Source organism: Rhodococcus sp. 14-1411-2a (genome assembly GCF_002259485.1).
GTDB lineage: Bacteria > Actinomycetota > Actinomycetes > Mycobacteriales > Mycobacteriaceae > Rhodococcoides.
Window position 1 is genome coordinate 145,776 of record NZ_NPGA01000003.1, and the last position, 17,669, is coordinate 163,444.

General features: G+C 66.4%; 14 protein-coding genes. 4 read left to right on the forward strand and 10 right to left on the reverse strand.

Going from position 1 to position 17,669, the window contains the following annotated elements:
- Window positions 1-8: 8 nt before the first annotated feature.
- From CH291_RS00775 to eccCa, 5 genes are all read right to left on the reverse strand, one after another.
- Window positions 9-350 carry a TraR/DksA family transcriptional regulator gene (locus CH291_RS00775; RefSeq protein WP_094686501.1) on the reverse strand — a complete coding sequence of 114 codons (342 nt, stop codon included), beginning with the start codon at window positions 348-350 and terminating at the stop codon, window positions 9-11.
- A 97-nt stretch (window positions 351-447) separates the two neighbouring features.
- On the reverse strand, window positions 448-729 hold the full coding sequence (locus CH291_RS00780; protein ID WP_068051312.1) for a WXG100 family type VII secretion target: 282 nt from the start codon (window positions 727-729) through the stop codon (window positions 448-450).
- A 64-nt stretch (window positions 730-793) separates the two neighbouring features.
- Window positions 794-1,159, reverse strand: coding sequence for a WXG100 family type VII secretion target (locus tag CH291_RS00785; RefSeq protein ID WP_094686468.1), 366 nt, complete (start codon window positions 1,157-1,159; stop codon window positions 794-796).
- Window positions 1,160-1,317: 158 nt separating this feature from the next.
- Entirely contained in the window at window positions 1,318-2,772 is a 1,455-nt protein-coding gene (locus CH291_RS00790; RefSeq protein ID WP_143536573.1) for a type VII secretion-associated protein, read from the reverse strand.
- Window positions 2,769-6,767 carry a type VII secretion protein EccCa gene (gene eccCa / locus CH291_RS00795; protein WP_094686469.1) on the reverse strand — a complete coding sequence of 1,333 codons (3,999 nt, stop codon included), beginning with the start codon at window positions 6,765-6,767 and terminating at the stop codon, window positions 2,769-2,771. The genes CH291_RS00790 and eccCa overlap by 4 nt, the downstream gene beginning before the upstream one ends.
- A 229-nt stretch (window positions 6,768-6,996) precedes the next feature.
- On the opposite strand from eccCa, the gene CH291_RS00800 reads away from it, so the two are divergent.
- The 3 genes from CH291_RS00800 (at window position 6,997) to mycP (ending at window position 11,150) form a co-directional block, all read left to right on the forward strand.
- Complete coding sequence (locus tag CH291_RS00800; protein WP_094686470.1) at window positions 6,997-7,986, forward strand: LLM class flavin-dependent oxidoreductase; 990 nt, start codon at window positions 6,997-6,999, stop codon at window positions 7,984-7,986.
- A 129-nt stretch (window positions 7,987-8,115) separates the two neighbouring features.
- Entirely contained in the window at window positions 8,116-9,762 is a 1,647-nt protein-coding gene (gene eccD, locus CH291_RS00805; protein WP_094686471.1) for a type VII secretion integral membrane protein EccD, read from the forward strand.
- On the forward strand, window positions 9,729-11,150 hold the full coding sequence (mycP, locus tag CH291_RS00810) for a type VII secretion-associated serine protease mycosin (RefSeq protein WP_373455097.1): 1,422 nt from the start codon (window positions 9,729-9,731) through the stop codon (window positions 11,148-11,150). Before eccD ends, mycP begins: the two co-directional genes overlap by 34 nt.
- 8 nt (window positions 11,151-11,158) lie before the next feature.
- On the opposite strand, the gene eccB is transcribed toward mycP, so the two are convergent.
- Window positions 11,159-12,613 carry a type VII secretion protein EccB gene (gene eccB, locus CH291_RS00815; protein WP_094686503.1) on the reverse strand — a complete coding sequence of 485 codons (1,455 nt, stop codon included), beginning with the start codon at window positions 12,611-12,613 and terminating at the stop codon, window positions 11,159-11,161.
- Window positions 12,614-12,745: 132 nt separating this feature from the next.
- On the opposite strand from eccB, the gene eccE reads away from it, so the two are divergent.
- Window positions 12,746-14,434 carry a type VII secretion protein EccE gene (eccE, locus tag CH291_RS00820; protein ID WP_094686472.1) on the forward strand — a complete coding sequence of 563 codons (1,689 nt, stop codon included), beginning with the start codon at window positions 12,746-12,748 and terminating at the stop codon, window positions 14,432-14,434.
- Between the two features lie 7 nt (window positions 14,435-14,441).
- On the opposite strand, the gene CH291_RS00825 is transcribed toward eccE, so the two are convergent.
- From CH291_RS00825 to CH291_RS00840, 4 genes are read right to left on the reverse strand one after another with little or no spacing between them, the layout of a single operon-like run.
- Window positions 14,442-14,999: an NADPH-dependent FMN reductase gene (locus CH291_RS00825; protein WP_094686473.1), complete on the reverse strand. Its 558-nt coding sequence runs from the start codon at window positions 14,997-14,999 to the stop codon at window positions 14,442-14,444.
- Between the two features lie 30 nt (window positions 15,000-15,029).
- The gene (truA, locus tag CH291_RS00830; RefSeq protein WP_094686474.1) at window positions 15,030-15,926 is read right to left on the reverse strand and encodes a tRNA pseudouridine(38-40) synthase TruA; all 897 of its coding nucleotides are present in this window, start codon (window positions 15,924-15,926) and stop codon (window positions 15,030-15,032) included.
- Between the two features lie 5 nt (window positions 15,927-15,931).
- Window positions 15,932-16,519, reverse strand: a complete 588-nt coding sequence (gene rplQ / locus CH291_RS00835) for a 50S ribosomal protein L17 (RefSeq protein WP_068051325.1) — start codon at window positions 16,517-16,519, stop codon at window positions 15,932-15,934.
- Between the two features lie 34 nt (window positions 16,520-16,553).
- The gene (locus tag CH291_RS00840; RefSeq protein WP_008718222.1) at window positions 16,554-17,618 is read right to left on the reverse strand and encodes a DNA-directed RNA polymerase subunit alpha; all 1,065 of its coding nucleotides are present in this window, start codon (window positions 17,616-17,618) and stop codon (window positions 16,554-16,556) included.
- Window positions 17,619-17,669 lie beyond the last annotated feature (51 nt).

Below are 17,669 nucleotides of genomic sequence, written 5' to 3' on the forward strand. Positions count from 1 at the left end.
CTCCGCCGTCAGCGCAGGCGCACACACTGCACGCACCGACGGGCAGCGGGCAGCGCCTTGAGCCGGATCGCCGGAATCTCACCACCGCACCGCTCGCAGAAGCCGTACGTCCCGGCCGTGAGCCGCGACAACGCCGCACCGATCTCGCGTATCTCGGATTCGGTGTCGGTGATCAGCGCCGCGATCTTCGCCCGCTCGAACGCGATCGTCGATCCCTCGGGATCGTGCTCGTCGTCGTCGGTGGTGAGCCGCGATCCCTCGATCACCGAAGCGAGTTCGCCACGAAGCGACTCGAGACGATGCAGGGAGCGCGACCGCTCCGTCCCGAGTGCTGCTGCGAAGTCCGTCACCACTCCAGTAGACACCGCGACGCACCGGCATGCGACGAAACGACGTCTGCCCCGACCGATGTGCTCGGTCGGGGCAGATGCGTGGTGTCGAGACCGGTCAGCGAGCCATCCGCGCCTTGTTGGCCATCTCGACGCCGTGCATCGTCTCGCCGCCGGTGCGGGCGGCTGCGACGAGGCTCGACAGAATGAGGTTGAGCTCGTCGGATGCAGAATTCCACTGACGCTGCAGCTCGTAGTAGGACGTCATCGCGTCGCCCTCCCACGACTGGTAGAGCCGCTTCGCGGTGCTGTCCACGTCACCGAGGAGGTCCTTGGTCACGTTCGCCTGCTTGTTCATCGCCTCTGTCAGCGCCGCGATCTGCGCGAAGTCGTATTTCATATCGGATCGGTCTCCTTGGTCGAGCGTGGTCGTGTGAGTTGTCGTGTGGTCACCGGATGCGGCGTCACTTGAACGAGGACAGTCCCGAGTTCAGGGATCCGGCCACCTGGTTCACGGCCGACACGTTGTCGTCGTCGGCGTCCGAGTAGCCGTGGCCGTTGGTCTTGATGTCCGCGGAGATCTGTTCGAGCGCACTGCGCATCTTCTGCGCACTGGTGTCCCACTGGGCCATCACGTCCTGAAACGATTTGCCCGCCTTGCCGACCCACGCCTCGGCGGTCTGCTCGACGATCGAGCGAACGGCCGAATTGGACGCGTTGATCGACACGCTCAGGCCTTCGATCGTGGCTCCGGCAGCCATGAGCTCCTGCGGCGTGACCGTGACGCCGCTCGACGAACCCGTAGATTCCGGTCCCCCTGGATATCCCACTTCGACTCCTTGTCTTCGATACTCGATTCACCTGCACCCGCGGCGCACGTGCTGCTCGACCGAGAGGCCACTGTCGGCCCGCTCACTCCCCTACATCTCCTTGGACGCAACGACCCCTCGATTCGGTTCCGGCCGTGCGTGAAAAATGTGGGCCGCTCTCACGAGGCCGGAACGATGTCCAACGTCTGCGTCGCCTGCCCGCATTCGGCGTCGATCACCGTCGCGTCGTCTCCCTCGAACTGACAACCGAGGCTGACCTGCAGGTCGGATTCGACGAACACCCGCCACAGCACCGTCGAATCGTCGATCGGCCGCTCGGTGTAGGCGATTCCGACGCGGCCGCCGAAATCTCGTGTGGATTCGAGAGATCCGATGGTCGAATCCGGCCCACGGGCATCGATGGCCGACCGGAGCTCGGCAGCGACCTGCTCCTGCGTCGAGCCCGGCAACAGGTCCGCCACGGTGACGACGATCCGACGCTCGGGCGGGGTCGGTGGAATCAGCACCATGCGGTCGGGGTCGTCCAGCTTCGTCCAGGTGCTGGGCAACTGCATCGACACCCGGCCGGACACGAAGGTGACCGTCTCGACCGGCGGTGGCGCGTCGGCTGTCGTGGTCGGTAGCGGTGCGGCTACGGACGAGGATGTAGCGCTCGGGGCCACGACCGGCGAGAACGGTTGTGCTGCAGTCCCATCCGGCTCCATCGGAGACTGTCCGGCGAAATACACAGCTGCGCAGACGAACACGAGGATCGCCGCCACGGCACCCACGGCTGCGAGCAAAGGGCGACGTCGTTTCTCCCGGGACCGCGGCGGTGCGGCGACGTCGTCGAGCCATGCCGCCGATCGCGTCGTCGCGGCACGTACCGACGGTGCCGGGACGAGATCCGCCCCGGCTCGCCGGTACAGCGATCCGGCGACATCGAGACCGGTCAGCCATTGCGTGGGGTGATCGACGACGGGATCCGCTCCGATGGGCGCCCCCACCACGTACACCTCATCGGGGCAGCGCGTGATCGACGACCGAACGTAGTCCCCGACCGCTCGTCGCCACGCATCGTCGTCACCGATGCCGAACGGAAGGATCGCGCCGGTGTCTCCGCCGTGCGCCCCCGACTCGTCGAGCACGACGACGGACGTATCGAGAGCTCCGACTTCGACGACCACCGCGGCCGACGGTGCCCGTTCACCCGAGGACGCAACGGCGGCCTCGGCCGTCTCCACGAGCACCACCTCGTTTGCCGAGGTCGCGAACATTGCACGAACGATGCCCACACGTTCCTCGCCCCAGGTCGACGGATACGCGATCTCCAGCACGTCGAGTCGGTCGTGTACGCCGGCACCGCGCAGGGCCGACCACACGATTCCGTGGAACACCGCCTCTCGATCCCACACCGTGGTCCCGACCGGGATCGACGCATCGTCGATGCACAGCAGCGGCGGTATCTCGTCTTCGGCTGCGCCCCGGCCGAACACCAATCGGCCACCCTCCTCGGTGGCGAACGCCGATCCGACGCTCTCTCTCGGACCCTCGAAGGCTGCGCCCGTGGCGACGACGGAAATTTCCGTGTAGCCCAGATACACTGCGGCATAACGCCACGAGTGGCCCGTCAACTCGAATGTCCGAGCTGGACGAGCGACTGGCCGGAGCGGTCGACGAAGACCCCGCGTCCGGGTGGCATGGCACTGGGACGGACCGTCCCGAGCAGGTTCCCCTCGTCGCGGCTTCCGCTCATGACCAGTCCCGGCGTCACCAGATCGCGCAACCGTCCGATCACCGGGTCGAACAGCGCCCGGCCTGCGCCGCCCGAACGACGCGCCACGATGACGTGCAACCCGATGTCCCGCGCATGAGGAAGGTGTTCCACCAACGGGGCCAACGGATTTCCCGACGACGTGGCAACCAGGTCGTAATCGTCGACGACGACGAACACCTCGGGGCCGTTCCACCACGACCGCTCGCGAAGCTGTTGCTGGGTCACGTCCGCTCCTGGCATGCGATCGGCCATGCGGCCGGCGAGGTCGACGAGCATGGCCGTCAGCGTCGCCTGCGAGGCCGCGTACCCGGCCAGATGCTCGGAATCGACGGTGCCGAGCAGAGTGCGGCGGTAGTCCGCGACGATGAGTTTGACGCTGTCGGGCGAGTTCGCCTCGACGAGCGATCGACAGATTCCACGCAACAAGGAAGTCTTGCCGCACTCGCTGTCACCGAACACCACGAAATGTGGATTCTCCGCGAAATCGACCTTCACCGGTGCCAATTCGGCCTCGTCGATGCCGATGGGAACTGCGAGCTCTGGGATGCCGCCACGGGTTCGTGGCCACGCATCACCGAGCTGATCGAGCACCGCTGATCGTTCGAGCAGCTCCGGCAGCATCCGCACCGGCGACGCTGGAGTTCCCGCAGATGCAGCCGCGATCGCGGCGACCGACTCACCGACTGCGCGAGACAGGTCGTCGACGGAACAGACGTCGTCCACTCGCGGAAGTGCGATCAGTAGATGCAGTCCGTCCCTGGTCATGCCCCGGCCCGGCCGCCCCTCGGGAACGCTCGCCGCCTTGGCGCGACCCATGTCCGAATCCGACGGGTCACCGAGTCGCAGTTCCAATCGGGTGCCGATCAGGTCCTTGGTCGCGGGCCGAACTTCCGCCCACCGCGATGCGGTGAGGATCAGATGCAGACCGAAGGCGAGGCCCTGCGTCGTCAAGGTGGCGATCTGCTGTTCGAGACTCTCGAAATCGGACCTGATCGACGGCCAACCGTCGATGACGAGAAAGACGTCGCCGAATCGATCCTCCGGGTCGACGGAATGCGTTGCACGTCGCCGTCGGAACTCGGCCATCGAGTCGATCCCGCGATCCCGGAACGTCCTCTCTCGCTGCCGAACGACGCCGGCGACTTCGGCCACGGTCCGCCGAACCAGATCGACGTCGAGCCGGTTGGCCACCGATCCGACATGCGGCAGATCGGCCAACCCGGCCAGCGTTCCGCCGCCGAAATCCAAGCAGTAGAACTGGACCTGCGCGGGCGAGTGCGTCATCGCGAGAGCCAGGATCAACGACCGAAGCGCCGTCGACTTACCCGATTGCGGGGCACCGACGATGGCGACGTGGCCCGCAGCACCGGACAGATCGACGGTCAGTAGATCGCGGCGCTGATCGAAAGGCCGGTCGATGATTCCGATCGGGGCGCGGAGGGTGCTGAGCGGACCGATCCTCTCGGTCAGAACCGAAGCGGGCAGCAACCGGTTCAATGTCGGTGCGGTGTCCAACGGCGGCAACCACACCTCGTGGGCCGGCGTTCCCCGACCCCGAATTCGTCCGACGACAACGTCGAGCACCGTCGCACCGGTGCTCTCGGAGTCGACCGGATCCGGTTCTGCTGCCGGCGCAGTGGCAGCCTCGATCCGGCCGACATCGATGGAATCGAGTGGTACCGCGTAGGCGGTGAAGGGCTTCGGCCTGATGTCACCGCCGATCGAGGGCCGCGCGCCAGGACCGGAACGCGGCGGCGAGTAAGGACCGGAGACGTATGCCGCAGCGAACCTGACGATCTCGGCCGAATCGCACTTGAGATAGCCCGCACCCGGCTGAGCGGGAAGGTGATACGCGTCCGGAACCCCGAGCACCGAACGAGACTCGTTCGCGGAGAACGTCTTCAGACCGATTCGGTACGACAGGTGACTGTCGAGACCGCGTAGTTTTCCTTCTTCGAGCCGCTGGCTGGCGAGCAGAAGGTGCATGTGCAGCGAACGCCCGAGCCGACCGATCGCGACGAACAACTCGGCGAATTCGGGTTGCTGACTGAGCAATTCCGAGAACTCGTCGACCACCACGAACAGGGCGGGCATCGGTGCCAGATCCGCTCCCCCGGCGCGCGCCCTCTCGTAGTCGGAGACGTTCGCGAAGTTGCCTGCCGAGCGTAGAGACTCCTGCCGCCGGTTCATTTCACCGGCCAACGCGTCGCGCATTCGATCCACCAACGCCAAGTCCTCGGACAGGTTGGTGATGACCGCGGCCACGTGCGGTGCCGATTCGAGACCCGCGAACGTCGCGCCACCCTTGAAGTCGACGAGCACCAGGTTCAGCTGTTCCGGCGAGTGAGTCGACACCAAGCCGAGCACCAGCGTGCGGAGAAACTCGGATTTACCGGAACCCGTTGCCCCGATGCACAATCCGTGCGGTCCCATGCCGTTCTCGGCCGATTCCTTCAGGTCGATCTCGACGGCACTTCCGTCGGGGGCGACACCGATCGGTACCCGCAGCCTCTCGCGTCCGCGGCGCATCGTCCACGCTCGATCCGTGTCGAGTGCGCCCACATCCGCGATACCGACCAGGCTGTTCCACCCCGAAATCCGGACTCCGCCGTCGTCGACCACATCGACGACCGACGAGGGCGACGGCGCGCGGTACGGCGACAGGCGTCGCGCAACGGCGTGTGCTTGCGTGGTGCTCATCGAATCCGCGACGGCGAACACCTCGACCGTGGTGCCGCTGACCGCTCCGATCGACCCGTTCTCGGCGAACAGCTGGATTCCACGCGATGCAGCCAGTCGTGGGCACAGGCCGGACAGATCGATGATCGTGACGGAATCGAGGCCCGCGTCGGTGAGATCGGTCGAACGGTTGTCGAGAAGCCCGCCGTCCACCACGATCACCAACTGCACGACGCCGGCAACCGGCACCGCTCCACGCGCAAATCGATTCCGCACACTCAGCACGTCGCCCAGCGCACCCTCGAGTTCGAGGAAACTACCGAAGATCATCCGAGCGGACCCGGCCCCGTCGCGCAGAACGTCGTGCTGAGTGTGTGGAAGCCACTTGGCCCATTCCCACTGCTGCACGGTGTCCGGACCACAGACGATCGCGACCGCGACGTGGTCGGGACCGTGAAAGGTGCACAGCGAGGCCAACATCGCGCGCACCATCGCGCGGGCACCGTCCCGGTCGCCCGCGACGGACAGCGCCGCGAACCCCCTCAGTGACACCGCGGTCGGCAGTGCGGGCACCACCGAATGCGCCCGCACGAATCGACGCAGGGACACCGCCGAAACCGGTTCGAGTTCCTCCACGGGCCCGGTCTCGGGCGGAACCAGTCGAGTGGCAAGCCGCTGATCCCCCAGGCCGACTCGGACGTGAGCGAAATCCGGATCCGACAGTCGCCGTTCCCACATGCGCTCGGTTCCGGCGACCGACCACAACGTATCGGGGCCCGGGTGGCTCCATTCGAGGGCTCGGCGCTGCGCGCGTTCGGTTTCCGCGACGTCGCGGCGGAGCTGATCGAGATAGCGGAGGTAATCCTTGCGGTCCTCGTTGGCCTCGGCGGTGCGCGCCCCGCCGGACTTCCCGCCGCCGGCCAACATCCCCACCATGGACATCAGCATCATGGCCGGAAACATCAACATCATCGGGTTCGCCGCTGCCCCGGAGGTGAACATCAGCGCGACCATCCCGACCATCGCGGCAACCATCACCAGCGGCATCAGCTTCATCAGCAGGTTTCCCGGCACCGCGCGTGGGATCTCGGGCGGCGGCTGCAAGGTCACTTCCCCGCCAGGAGATCGAGGCACTTCCCGTCGGGCACCGCGAACGAAGCGCACGGTACTCATAGATCCGCCCCCACGGCCACGCCCCCAGAACTGCATCGCGGCAGCCTCCCCCCGAGGCTGCAGGACGACAGGTTAACGCATCGAAGACCGGGCGGTCCACAGTCGCCGCCGCCCCGGACGGACATGACCACCGGTACGTCCGACGAGAAATAGAACGCTGCCCGACGCCGTTGCAATCGAATGCGGCTCTTCTGCCGCGTGCTCGACGAACGAAAGGCTGGCCCCAACCGTGTCCGTACCCCTGTCCATCCTCGATCTCGCTCATGTGGGCGAGGGCGAAACAGTCCGCGACAGCTTCGATGCAAGCGTCACCCTCGCTCAGCATGCCGAGAACTGGGGATACCGACGCATCTGGTACGCCGAGCACCACAACATGAAGACGATCGCGTCGTCGGCCACGTCGGTGCTCATCGCGCACGTCGCTGCCCACACCGAGCGCATCCGGCTCGGATCCGGCGGGATCATGCTTCCCAATCACGCGCCGCTGACCATCGCCGAGCAGTTCGGCACCTTGGCGACGCTGTACCCGGGACGGATCGATCTGGGGCTGGGCCGCGCACCCGGCAGTGACCAGGTGACGATGCGGGCGATGCGACGCGATCCCGCGTCGGCCGATCGCTTTCCGCAGGATGTCCAGGAACTGCAGGGCTATCTGTCGGAGGAGTCTCTGATCCCCGGAGTGAGCGCGACTCCCGGCGCAGGTACCGAGGTACCGCTGTACATCCTGGGGTCGTCGCTCTTCGGCGCACAGCTCGCCGCTGCACTCGGCCTGCCCTATGCCTTCGCCTCGCACTTCGCACCCGACGCCCTCGAGCAGGCCGTCGAGATCTACCGACGTGACTTCCGCCCGTCCGCTCAATTGTCCGAGCCGCACCTGATCGTGGGCGTCAACGTGATCGCGGCCGATTCTCTGGCCGACGCACAGGCCCAGTTCCTCCGCACCAAGCGCAGCCGCGTCAGCCTCCTGCTCGGCCGCGGCCGGACCTTCACCGACGAGGAAGCCGACATGGTCCTCGAAGCGCCTGCGGGCCAACAGATCTCCAAGATGACCAAGTACTCGGCCGTCGGCACGCCGGACATGGTGAAGGACTACCTCGACCGTTTCGCCGAACGCACGGGAGCGGACGAGCTGATCGTCGCGTCCGGTGTGTCCGATCGCGCATCGTGGCTTCGCTCGTTCGAGTTGCTTGCACAGGTGAGTGACCTGGTTCCTGCCTGACAGCGGCGCTGCGTCACCGGCAGATCCCGACGGGCGATTGCTTGTCGCCGCGATGTCGTAAGGTTTGGACACCGATGCCCACTGGGGCGGGCATCGGAACGCGAATCGAACGTATCCGGGGGGATATCCATGACACGCGCCGACAGCCGTCCATCGGCCGGCATTGCGCCGTCACGCACGGCACCTGCCGATCCGACACAGTCACCCGCCGCCGCGGACGCGAGTCGACGGGCATCGGGTGCGCAGTCCGTTTTTGCGCAGGAAGTCTGTCGGGTGACGGTGTTGGCCAGGTCCACGCAGGTGGACATGGCGCTGCCGGTGGACGTTCCGGTCTCGCTCCTCGTGCCGGGGATCGTCGACCTGATTGCGGCGGGAGTGGAGCCTGCGGAACGACCAAGAAGAGCGGGAGTGGAGCCTGCGGAACGACTTGGTAGAGCGGGAGTGGAGCCTGCGGAACGACCCAGACGAGCGGGACGAGGAGGACCCCGCGACGGGGATCCCGCGTCCGATGGGTTGCCCGTGGCGTGGACGCTCGCGCGGATCGGGTTCCCTCCGCTGTCACCGACTGCGACGTTGGCGGAGCTGTCGGTGCGTGACGGTGAGTTGCTCGTGTTGGGTGTGGCCGAGCGGCCCGCGCCGGTTCCACTGTTCGACGACCTCATGTATTCCGTTGCGCGATCGGGTACCGACGATGTTCCGCACTGGACTGCGCGTACCGCGCGCACGGTGGGTTCGGTTGTCACCGGTGCGCTGGTGTTGCTGGCGTGCGCGGTCCTGTTGCGTGGGCCGATCCGGGCCGGAGCCGAGCACGTCGGCAGTCTCGTCGAGGGGCTCGCTGCCGTCACTGCGTCGATACTCTTCGCGATCGCGGGAGTGATTCTGGGGCGGGTGTATCAACAGCACGCCGTCGCCGTCCTCTTCGGCGGGTGTGCTGTCGCGCTGATGTTCACCGGCGGAATCGTGCTGGTACCCGGGCAGTTCGGCGCGGCTCAGCTGATGCTGGGTTCGGCCATGGCCGGTGCGACGGCTCTGCTGTCCCTTCGTATCGGCGGGACCGGGTTCGCACTGTTCACCGCTGCGATATCGGTGGCGCTTCTGACGTTCGCTGCCGCGGTGTGCGCATTGTTCACCACGATGGCACCACCGGCGATCGGTACTGCCGCGGCCCTCACTGGCCTGGCTGGAATTGCGCTCTCTGCCCGCGTGTCGATGATGCAGGCCAAATTGCCGCTTCCACCGGTCCCCACCGCGGGAGCACCGCTGGACACCGTCGAGGAAGCCGAACTCGACGCGATCTCGTTCGAAGATCTGCAGGTCGCCGCGGCCGAAGCGCGTAGTTACCTGACCGGTCTGCTGTCGGCGTTCAGCGTCGCCGTGGTGGCAGGCGTGCTTGTCGCGGCGGGAGCCGATTCGGGAGATGGCGTCCGTTGGCCTGCGGTCGCGCTCGCGGCGCTGTGTGCGCTCGTCCTGCTGCTGCGTGGACGCACCTATGCCGTTGTGACGCATGCCGTTCCGCTGGTCGCAGGCGGAGCGACGATTCTGCTGGCGCTCCTCGTCGGTGCGGTCGTCGCACTGCCGGATCTCGTCCTCGCTCTGTTCGGGGTGGCCCTGGCCGGCGCGGTGGCCTCGTCGATCTTCGGGGCATTCGTGCCCACCCGCACGTACTCGCCGGTGATGCGGAGAGCGGCCGAACTGCTCGAATACGCCGCCATCGCCCTGGTCATTCCGATCGCAGTCTGGGTGTGCGGTCTGTACAGCGTCGTCCGCGGGCTGTGACGCCGCACCGACGGCGAACGGTCGTCATCGCGGCGTTCACTGCTCTGTCGCTGTCGTTCGACGCAGTCTTCGGCGGGTATCCAGCACGCGCCGAACGTCCGGTGATCGACCCCTTCCAGCTGCCTGCGCCGAGCGCTCCCGGCCCGCTCGAACCCACCGAACAGAAGAACGCCTGCGCGCTGCCGTCCGCGACTGCCGACGCCCAGGTCGTGCCGACCGCACTGAAGGCGCTCGACTTCGCATCGGTCTGGCCCATCACCCGTGGGGCAGGTCAAGTGGTTGCCGTCATCGACACCGGCGTCACCGCACATCCGCGCCTGCCGGGTCTGATCGCCGGCGGCGACTATGTCGGCGCAGGCGACGGGCTGTTCGACTGCGATGCACACGGAACGATGGTCGCCGGCCTGATCGCTGCACAGACCGCACCGGGCAGCGGATTCGCCGGAGGTGCGCCCGACGCACGCATACTGTCGATTCGCCAGTCCAGCAGTGTCTTTCAGATCGTCGACAACCGGCCCGAGGAGGAGAGGACGGCAGAGCCGGAGAATGCCGCGGGCTACGGCAACGTGCGCACCATGGCCATGGCCATCCGAACTGCGGTGGACTCGGGTGCCTCGGTCATCAACATCTCCGAGGTCGCCTGCGTGCCCGCCGGAGGCGGTGTGGCCGACGGTCCGCTCGGCGCGGCCGTGCAGTACGCCGTCCGAGAGAGGAACGTCGTGGTCGTTGCAGCAGCCGGGAATCTCGGCAGCGCTGCCTGCCAGGCCCAGAACCCGACAACCGACCCGCTTCGGCCCGACGCGGACCCGTGGGCGTCCATCGCGACCATCGCGACTCCGGCGTGGTTCGACGACGTGTTGACGGTCGGTTCGGTCGAGTCGGACGGCACACCGTCTCCGTTCAGCCTGGCCGGTCCGTGGGTCGACGTCGCCGCTCCGGGCTCGAATATGACGTCGCTGTCGCCGACGGGCAACGGACTGGCGAACGGCACCCGGGGCACCGATGGCGTGATTCCCATGACCGGAACGAGTTTTGCGGCACCGCTTATTGCTGCGGTGGCAGCGCTGGTGCGCTCCCACCGGCCCGAACTGTCGGCGCTGGAGGTGGTGGATCGGATCGAACGAACGGCGCACGAGCCGGCCGAAGGGTGGAACCCCTTTGTCGGCCACGGCATCGTCGATCCGCTTGCAGCGGTCACCGATTCGGTGACGCCCATCCCCAGGTCGGTTCCTGCAGACAGCATTGCGATGAGTGCGCCGTTGCCGCCGCCCACGCCGGATCATCGACCGCGGACCGCAGCGGTCACCGGTTCGGTGCTGGTGGCAGTGATCCTGGCACTCGGACTCGCGCTGTCGGTACCGCTGCGCCGACGCGGCAGAACCGACTGAGCCAGGCGCTACTTCGTCGGAAGTGCCGCGGCCTGCGGGTCGGGAGCAACACCGTCGTGCATCGTCAGGGCCTGGCCGCGCCCGAGAGTTGGCCCATTGCCCAGCAATTGGAGTATCTGCCAGGGCGCGGGTGCCGGCGGTCCGAACCCCAACGCCGACGCAGCCTCGGCACCGTCGACGCCGTACCGCACTCCGGTATCGGCCACGAAGAAGACACTGCCCTGGCGTGTACTCGACGCGGAGATACCGGTACTGCGCACGAAACCGCCGCTACCGGGTGCCAGATAGACCTGGTCGACGGCGTCGCCGCCACCATCGGCCTGAGCCAGCGCAACCGGTTGTGCATCTGGCTCCAGCGGCAACCCGCGACCGGCGGACTCGACCAGTCGAGCCGACGGCCCGCCGTCGGCAACTGCAAGTGGCTCCCACGTCAAGCAACCCACCGGGCGCTCCCCGGTATCGACGATCGTGGGAGCGGTCTCCGGAAACGTCGAAACCTCCAGCCCGAAGGACGTTTTGGGAGCATTCGCGAGTAGGTCGGGATTGACGGCTGCGATTTCCGGACTGCCCTGCGAATCGGTGAATTTCAGGAGCAGGGCCGCAGTTTCGTTGATCGCTTGTATTCCGTCCTCCAGAACCACGTAGTACTGGACGTCGCGACCGGCGACCTTGACGACCGAACCGATCGTCCGGCCGTCGAACGGAAACGTAGGAGCCTCACCCGCTCGCGGCACGAACGGTGCTGCGACGGGGGGTGATTCGGGCACGGAATTGAGCAGACCGGCACTGACCGGAGACGGTGTCGCGTCCTCGAGTCCGAGTGCCCGGACCACTGCCCTGTTGTTCAGGTCGACCGGCGATTTGGTGCCGTCGTGCACGAGATAGGCAGTGCCGTCCGATGTCCAGAGGAACGCCTCGGAATCGGCGAGCGCAGCCGTGCTTTCACCGAAGCGAGGATCACCCACCACAACCGTTGTCGAGGTCACTCCCGTGATCCGGTCGACGGTGTCGCAGACGGTCCACGTTTCTGCGCTGCCGTCACTGTCGTGCGGTAGCGCAGACGGAGCACCGGGAATACCCACCAGCGCCCCGCGGGGTCGTGCGGACAATTCGGATTCCTTGACCGTCAACGGGTCGTCGGGCTTGCCTACGATCAATCGAGCCGACGCGAGATTGAGCACCGGATGGAACACGTCGTCCACTTTCACGAACATCGCGGCCGAATCCTTGCCCACCACGATCGACGCGTTACCGATCTTGTCCTGCGGCCGAAACAGTGCCAGCGCAGCGCATCCCGCCAAGCCGATGCAGGCTACGACGACGCCCACGAGCAGTGCCCGCGACTGCGACTTCATCGGATCGTGCAGCATCCGAACGTCGCGTCTGATCAGCGCATGTTCCATTCTGCGGACGAGAAAACGGTAACCGCCAACCTGCCACTTCGTTGTCGGCGTCGACGCCACGCTTCCTCCCCAGGATTGTGCGGACCCGATCCCCATTCGGGTCACGCGACACAGTACAGTTCGTCCGCACACCTCGGCGACCGCGTTGGCGTTCGTCGATGGGGCACTGTGACCTTCGGGGGGAGGGTTTCGATGACGCGTACCGGTCGAGCAGGGCGTGGGCGAGCCGCCGTTCCTTTCGTCGCGCCCACGGTGCGGCGGGTGATCGTGGCCGAGACCGCAGCCGTGGCGATCGGCTGGGCTCTGTTCGCGGCACACGTGAGACCAGGGCCGGCTCTGCTCGCTGCTGCGGCGGTAGCGCTCGTTCCGTTCGTCGCCGTTCGGCGCAGATCCGTCGTGGACTGGGTCCGGACCATCTGGCGGTTCCTCGCCGATCGGGTCCCTGACGTCGGCGTGAGCACGAACCACACCGACACGGCAGTCGGCCCGGTCGGGGTCCACTGGCAGCGCGACACCGTCACCTGCACCATCGAGATCGTCCCGCCCGGGCACGCCACCACGGTCCTCGGCAAGGCGAGCGCCGAGACGCAACACACGCTTCCTGTCGACGCGTTGGCGTCGTGTCTGCGACAGCACGACATCGAGGTCTGCTCCATCGACGTCGTTGCACTCGGATTCCGCAGCTCGGCAGGCTCGGTCGCCACCGAGGTGTACGAGTCACTCATCGGTCCGCTACCGGCAGTAGCGGTGCGAACAGTCTGGGTGGCAGTCACTCTCGACCTGCGTGCGAATGCTCGTGCGATCGGGGCCAGAGGCGGAGGCAGGGCCGGGGCAGCCCGCGCCGCTGTCGTCGCGACCACTCGCGTACATCGCGCTCTGAACGCCCACGGGCTGTCCTCACGACTGTTGACGAGCTCCGAAGTGCGATCGGCTGTGTTGCACCTGTGCCGAGGCGTGAGTATCGACGACCTGACCCAGACGTGGTCGACAGCACCCCTACCGGGTGCGTCGAGTACCGGCTTCGGAATCGATTGCAGCACAGTCACTGCCGAGGACATCGCGACCCTGTGGGCAACACCGTCCCTCGGAGCGACGCTGTCCTTCCGCCTGCAACCGACCCACGACACCGGGAAGGTGCGCATCCATGGGTCGTGCAGATTTGCCACTCGAACACCGATCACGAAGCCTCGTGTACGCGCGTTGACCTCGATGAGCGGGAGTCAACGCGACGGCATCCTGGCCCAGCTCCCGCTGGCCCTACCCGCCCTGGATTCGCTGTCTCCCAGCCGAATTCTCGATACAACGACGATGGACGAGCTGAAACTCCCGGTAGGCGGGTGCGGCCAGCTACTGGGATCCGACGCTCACGGACACGGTGTCGCGGTGCGGCTGTTCGGACCGGGCCTGACGCGAGTTCGGATCGCCGGAGAGCTCTACCTCGCCCAGCAACTGATCTTCCGCGCTATCGCCACCGGTGCCAGGGTTCTGGTCCGCACGGATCGCCCGCACGCCTGGAGCGCGATCCTCGACGCCATCGGCGCACCCGATCGATTACTAATCGACGGCACCACCACCCGATCCCGGCCGTCGTACGACGTGATCCTGATCGACTTCGCCGACGGTTCGGCACCGCCTGTGCAACAGGGGCTTTCGGGCGTCACCGTGATCTCGTTGTCCGAGCACCTACCGCGGACCGGCCGCCCCGAACAAGATCGAAGCGTGCCGCAGCCGGATCTGACGATCGTCCAGCCCCATGCGTCGGGGGATCGAATTCACGTCCGGTCCGGTCCACTCGACGTCGAGCTGACACTGGTCACGATTCCTCAGGAGACGGCGTTCATCGGCCGGCCCCGGAGTCTGCGCCCCGCGGTTCGTGCATGACCGATTCTCAGCCCGGGTAGTCGGCGCGCCCACGAGCGCCGGCCACCGCGTCGGCCCACCACACCAGCTGATCGAGAAGACGCCCCAGAGCGTCGACGGCCGCGGCATCGTCGATCCGTCCCGACTCGTCGAACCGCTTACGCACCCGGTGCAGCGACACGGCATCTCGGACCGAGACCATGTGCAATTCGGCAGTGATCTGCCGCAGCTGTTCGGTCGCTCGAATCCCACCGCCCAGCCCGCCGTAGGAGACGAATCCCACCGGCTTGCCACGCCACTCGTACTTCACCGTGTCGAGCGCAGTCTTCAACGCACCGGGTACGCCGTGGTTGTACTCGGGAGTGACGAACACGAAGGCGTCGGCCGCATCGATGATCCCGGTGAAGCGTTCGGAGTCCTCGCTCGGAACGAGAGAGTTCGGTAACTCGAAATCGGCCAGGTCGACGTCCACCACCTCGACGGTGGTGCGTTCGGCGGCAACACCTCGAACCCAGGCCGCGACGGTCGGTCCCACTCGACCGGCACGCACACTACCGACGACGATGGCGAGCTGTATCGGCTGCATCGCTCCGACACTAGACCCGGTGACGCTCGATCAGCCCTCTCCCCCACAGCAACCGCCGCCGGTGATCGCCGGGCGCACTTCTCGGGTGGCCGCGTTCCGGGCAGCCAACTCGCCGGCCGGCGGGTAGTCGACTCGAACCAAAGACAGGCCGTGCGCCGGAGCCACCGCCACCTCGCTCGCCCGCTCGCGGCGAGTCAACAGCGACCGCGCCCAGTCGGGAGTTCGGCGTCCTTCGCCCACGGCCTGCATGGCACCGACGAGGCTACGGACCATCGACCAGCAGAATGCGTCGGCGCTGACGTATGCGGTGAGACGATCGCCGTCGCGCTCCCAGTCGAAGCGCTGCAGTTCCCGAACGGTGGTGGCACCGTCACGTCGCTTGCAGAACGCGGCGAAATCGTGCAGACCGATCAATCCCGCGGATGCCTCACGCATCGCACCCAGATCGATGGGCCTGGGCCAGGAGACGACACCGGCGACATCGAGGGGGTCGACACCGTAGAGCGCAGTGCCGAAACGATATTCGTAGTGCCTGCGGTACGCCGAGAATCGAGCGTCGAAATCCCGGGAGACGGCGGTGATGGCCCGTACTCGAACATCGGTGGGCAGAAACCGGGCCATTCGGCGGACCAGTTGGTCGTGATCGTCGGGAACGTCGACGGCGTCGAAGTGCGCCACCTGTCCCGTTGCGTGGACTCCCGCGTCGGTTCGTCCCGCCACGGTCAGCTCTATCGATTGCCGCAGCACCGTGGAGAAGGCTTCTTCGAGCACTCCGCAGACGGTGCGGATACCCGGTTGGCGCGCCCACCCGGAGAAGCTCGTGCCGTCGTACGAGATGTCGAGCCGAAATCTGGTGGGGACCGACAAAGCGGGCCCGCCTTCCCCTGGGGGAATGGCGGGCCCGCTTCGATCGTGCGCGGAGCTCAAAAGGACTAGTCCTTCTTGGCTTCCTCGGCCTCGGGGGCGTCCGACGCGTGTGCGTCGTTGTCCTCGATGCCTTCGATGACTGCGTCGGCGTTGGCCACCTCGGCGTCGGTCGCGTCGGCTTCGACAGCCTCGACGACGTTCTCGTCGGTCGCGTCCTCGGCCGGAGCCTCGGTTGCGGCGGGAGCAGCCTGCGAAGCCTTCACGCGGCGAGCGCGATCGGCTTCGTTGGACACCGTCTGCTCGTTGACGAGCTCGATGATGGCCATCGGCGAATTGTCACCCTTGCGGGGGACGGTCTTGATGATGCGCGTGTAGCCACCGTCGCGATCGGCGAAGAATGGCCCGATCTCGGCGAACAGCTTGTGCACGACATCTTTGTTGTTGATCGTCTTGAGAACCTCACGACGATGCGCCAGATCACCCTTTTTGGCGTGGGTGACGAGCTTCTCGGCGTGGGGACGAAGGCGCTTGGCCTTCGACTCGGTGGTGGTGATGCGGCCGTGCTCGAAGAGTGACGTCGCCAGGTTGGCCAGGATGGCCTTCTGGTGCGACGCCGACCCGCCGAGACGGCGGCCCTTGGTGGGCTTGGGCATGATGAATCTCCTAGTAAGAGCTCCAGCGAGCTGATTACAGCTGTTCTGTCTCGGCGTAGTCCTGCTCGGCACCTTCGGTGTCGCTGAAGGAGCCGGCGTCGGTGTCACTCCACGTGCCCGTGGTGGCGTCGTAGCCAGGCACGGTGCTCGGATCGAACGACGCGGGGCTGTCCTTGAGGGAGAGGCCGAGCGAATGCAGCTTGACCTTCACCTCGTCGATGGACTTCTGCCCGAAGTTACGGATGTCGAGCAGATCGGACTCGGTACGACCAACCAACTCGCCGACGGTGTGAACACCCTCGCGCTTGAGGCAGTTGTAGGAACGGACGGTGAGGTCCAGATCCTCGATGGGGAGTCCGAAGGAAGCAATGTGATCGGCCTCGGCGGGCGAGGGTCCGATCTCGATGCCTTCTGCTTCGACGTTCAGCTCACGGGCGAGGCCGAAGAGCTCAACCAGGGTCTTGCCCGCCGAAGCGAGCGCGTCCCGCGCGGTGATGGAATTCTTGGTCTCCACGTCGAGAACGAGCCGATCGAAGTCGGTGCGCTGTTCGACGCGGGTGGCCTCCACCTTGTAGGTGACCTTGAGCACGGGTGAGTAGATCGAGTCGACCGGAATACGGCCGATCTCGGCACCCGAAGCCTTGTTCTGAACGGCGGGGACGTAGCCGCGACCGCGCTCGACTACGAGCTCGATCTCCAACTTGCCCTTGTCGTTCAGGGTCGCGATGTGCAGATCGGGGTTGTTCACCGTGACGCCGGCCGGAGGCACGATGTCGCCTGCGGTCACAGCGCCGGGGCCCTGCTTGCGGACGTACATGGTGACCGGTTCGTCTTCTTCGGAGCTCACCACGAGGCCCTTGAGGTTCAGGATGATGTCGGTGACATCTTCCTTGACTCCGGGGACGGTGGTGAATTCGTGGAGGACGCCGTCGATACGGATGCTGGTGACAGCAGCGCCGGGGATCGACGACAGCAGGGTGCGGCGGAGCGAGTTGCCGAGTGTGTAACCGAAGCCGGGCTCGAGCGGCTCGATGACGAATTTCGAGCGGTTGTCGGCGATGACCTCTTCGGTCAGCGTCGGGCGCTGTGAAATGAGCATTGTGTGTTCCTCCTGTACGGGCGTCCGCTATTTGACGCCCACGTGTGGAGG

What these genes read in the sequence shown, in the direction of transcription:
- CH291_RS00780 (WP_068051312.1), bottom strand. Translation starts at nt 729, where the DNA reads ATGAAATACGACTTCGCGCAGATCGCGGCGCTGACAGAGGCGATGAAC.
- eccE (WP_094686472.1), top strand. Translation starts at nt 12,746, where the DNA reads ATGACGCGTACCGGTCGAGCAGGGCGTGGGCGAGCCGCCGTTCCTTTC.
- CH291_RS00825 (WP_094686473.1), bottom strand. Translation starts at nt 14,999, where the DNA reads ATGCAGCCGATACAGCTCGCCATCGTCGTCGGTAGTGTGCGTGCCGGT.
- rplQ (WP_068051325.1), bottom strand. Translation starts at nt 16,519, where the DNA reads ATGCCCAAGCCCACCAAGGGCCGCCGTCTCGGCGGGTCGGCGTCGCAC.
- CH291_RS00840 (WP_008718222.1), bottom strand. Translation starts at nt 17,618, where the DNA reads ATGCTCATTTCACAGCGCCCGACGCTGACCGAAGAGGTCATCGCCGAC.
- eccD (WP_094686471.1), top strand. Translation starts at nt 8,116, where the DNA reads ATGACACGCGCCGACAGCCGTCCATCGGCCGGCATTGCGCCGTCACGC.
- eccCa (WP_094686469.1), bottom strand. Translation starts at nt 6,767, where the DNA reads ATGAGTACCGTGCGCTTCGTTCGCGGTGCCCGACGGGAAGTGCCTCGA.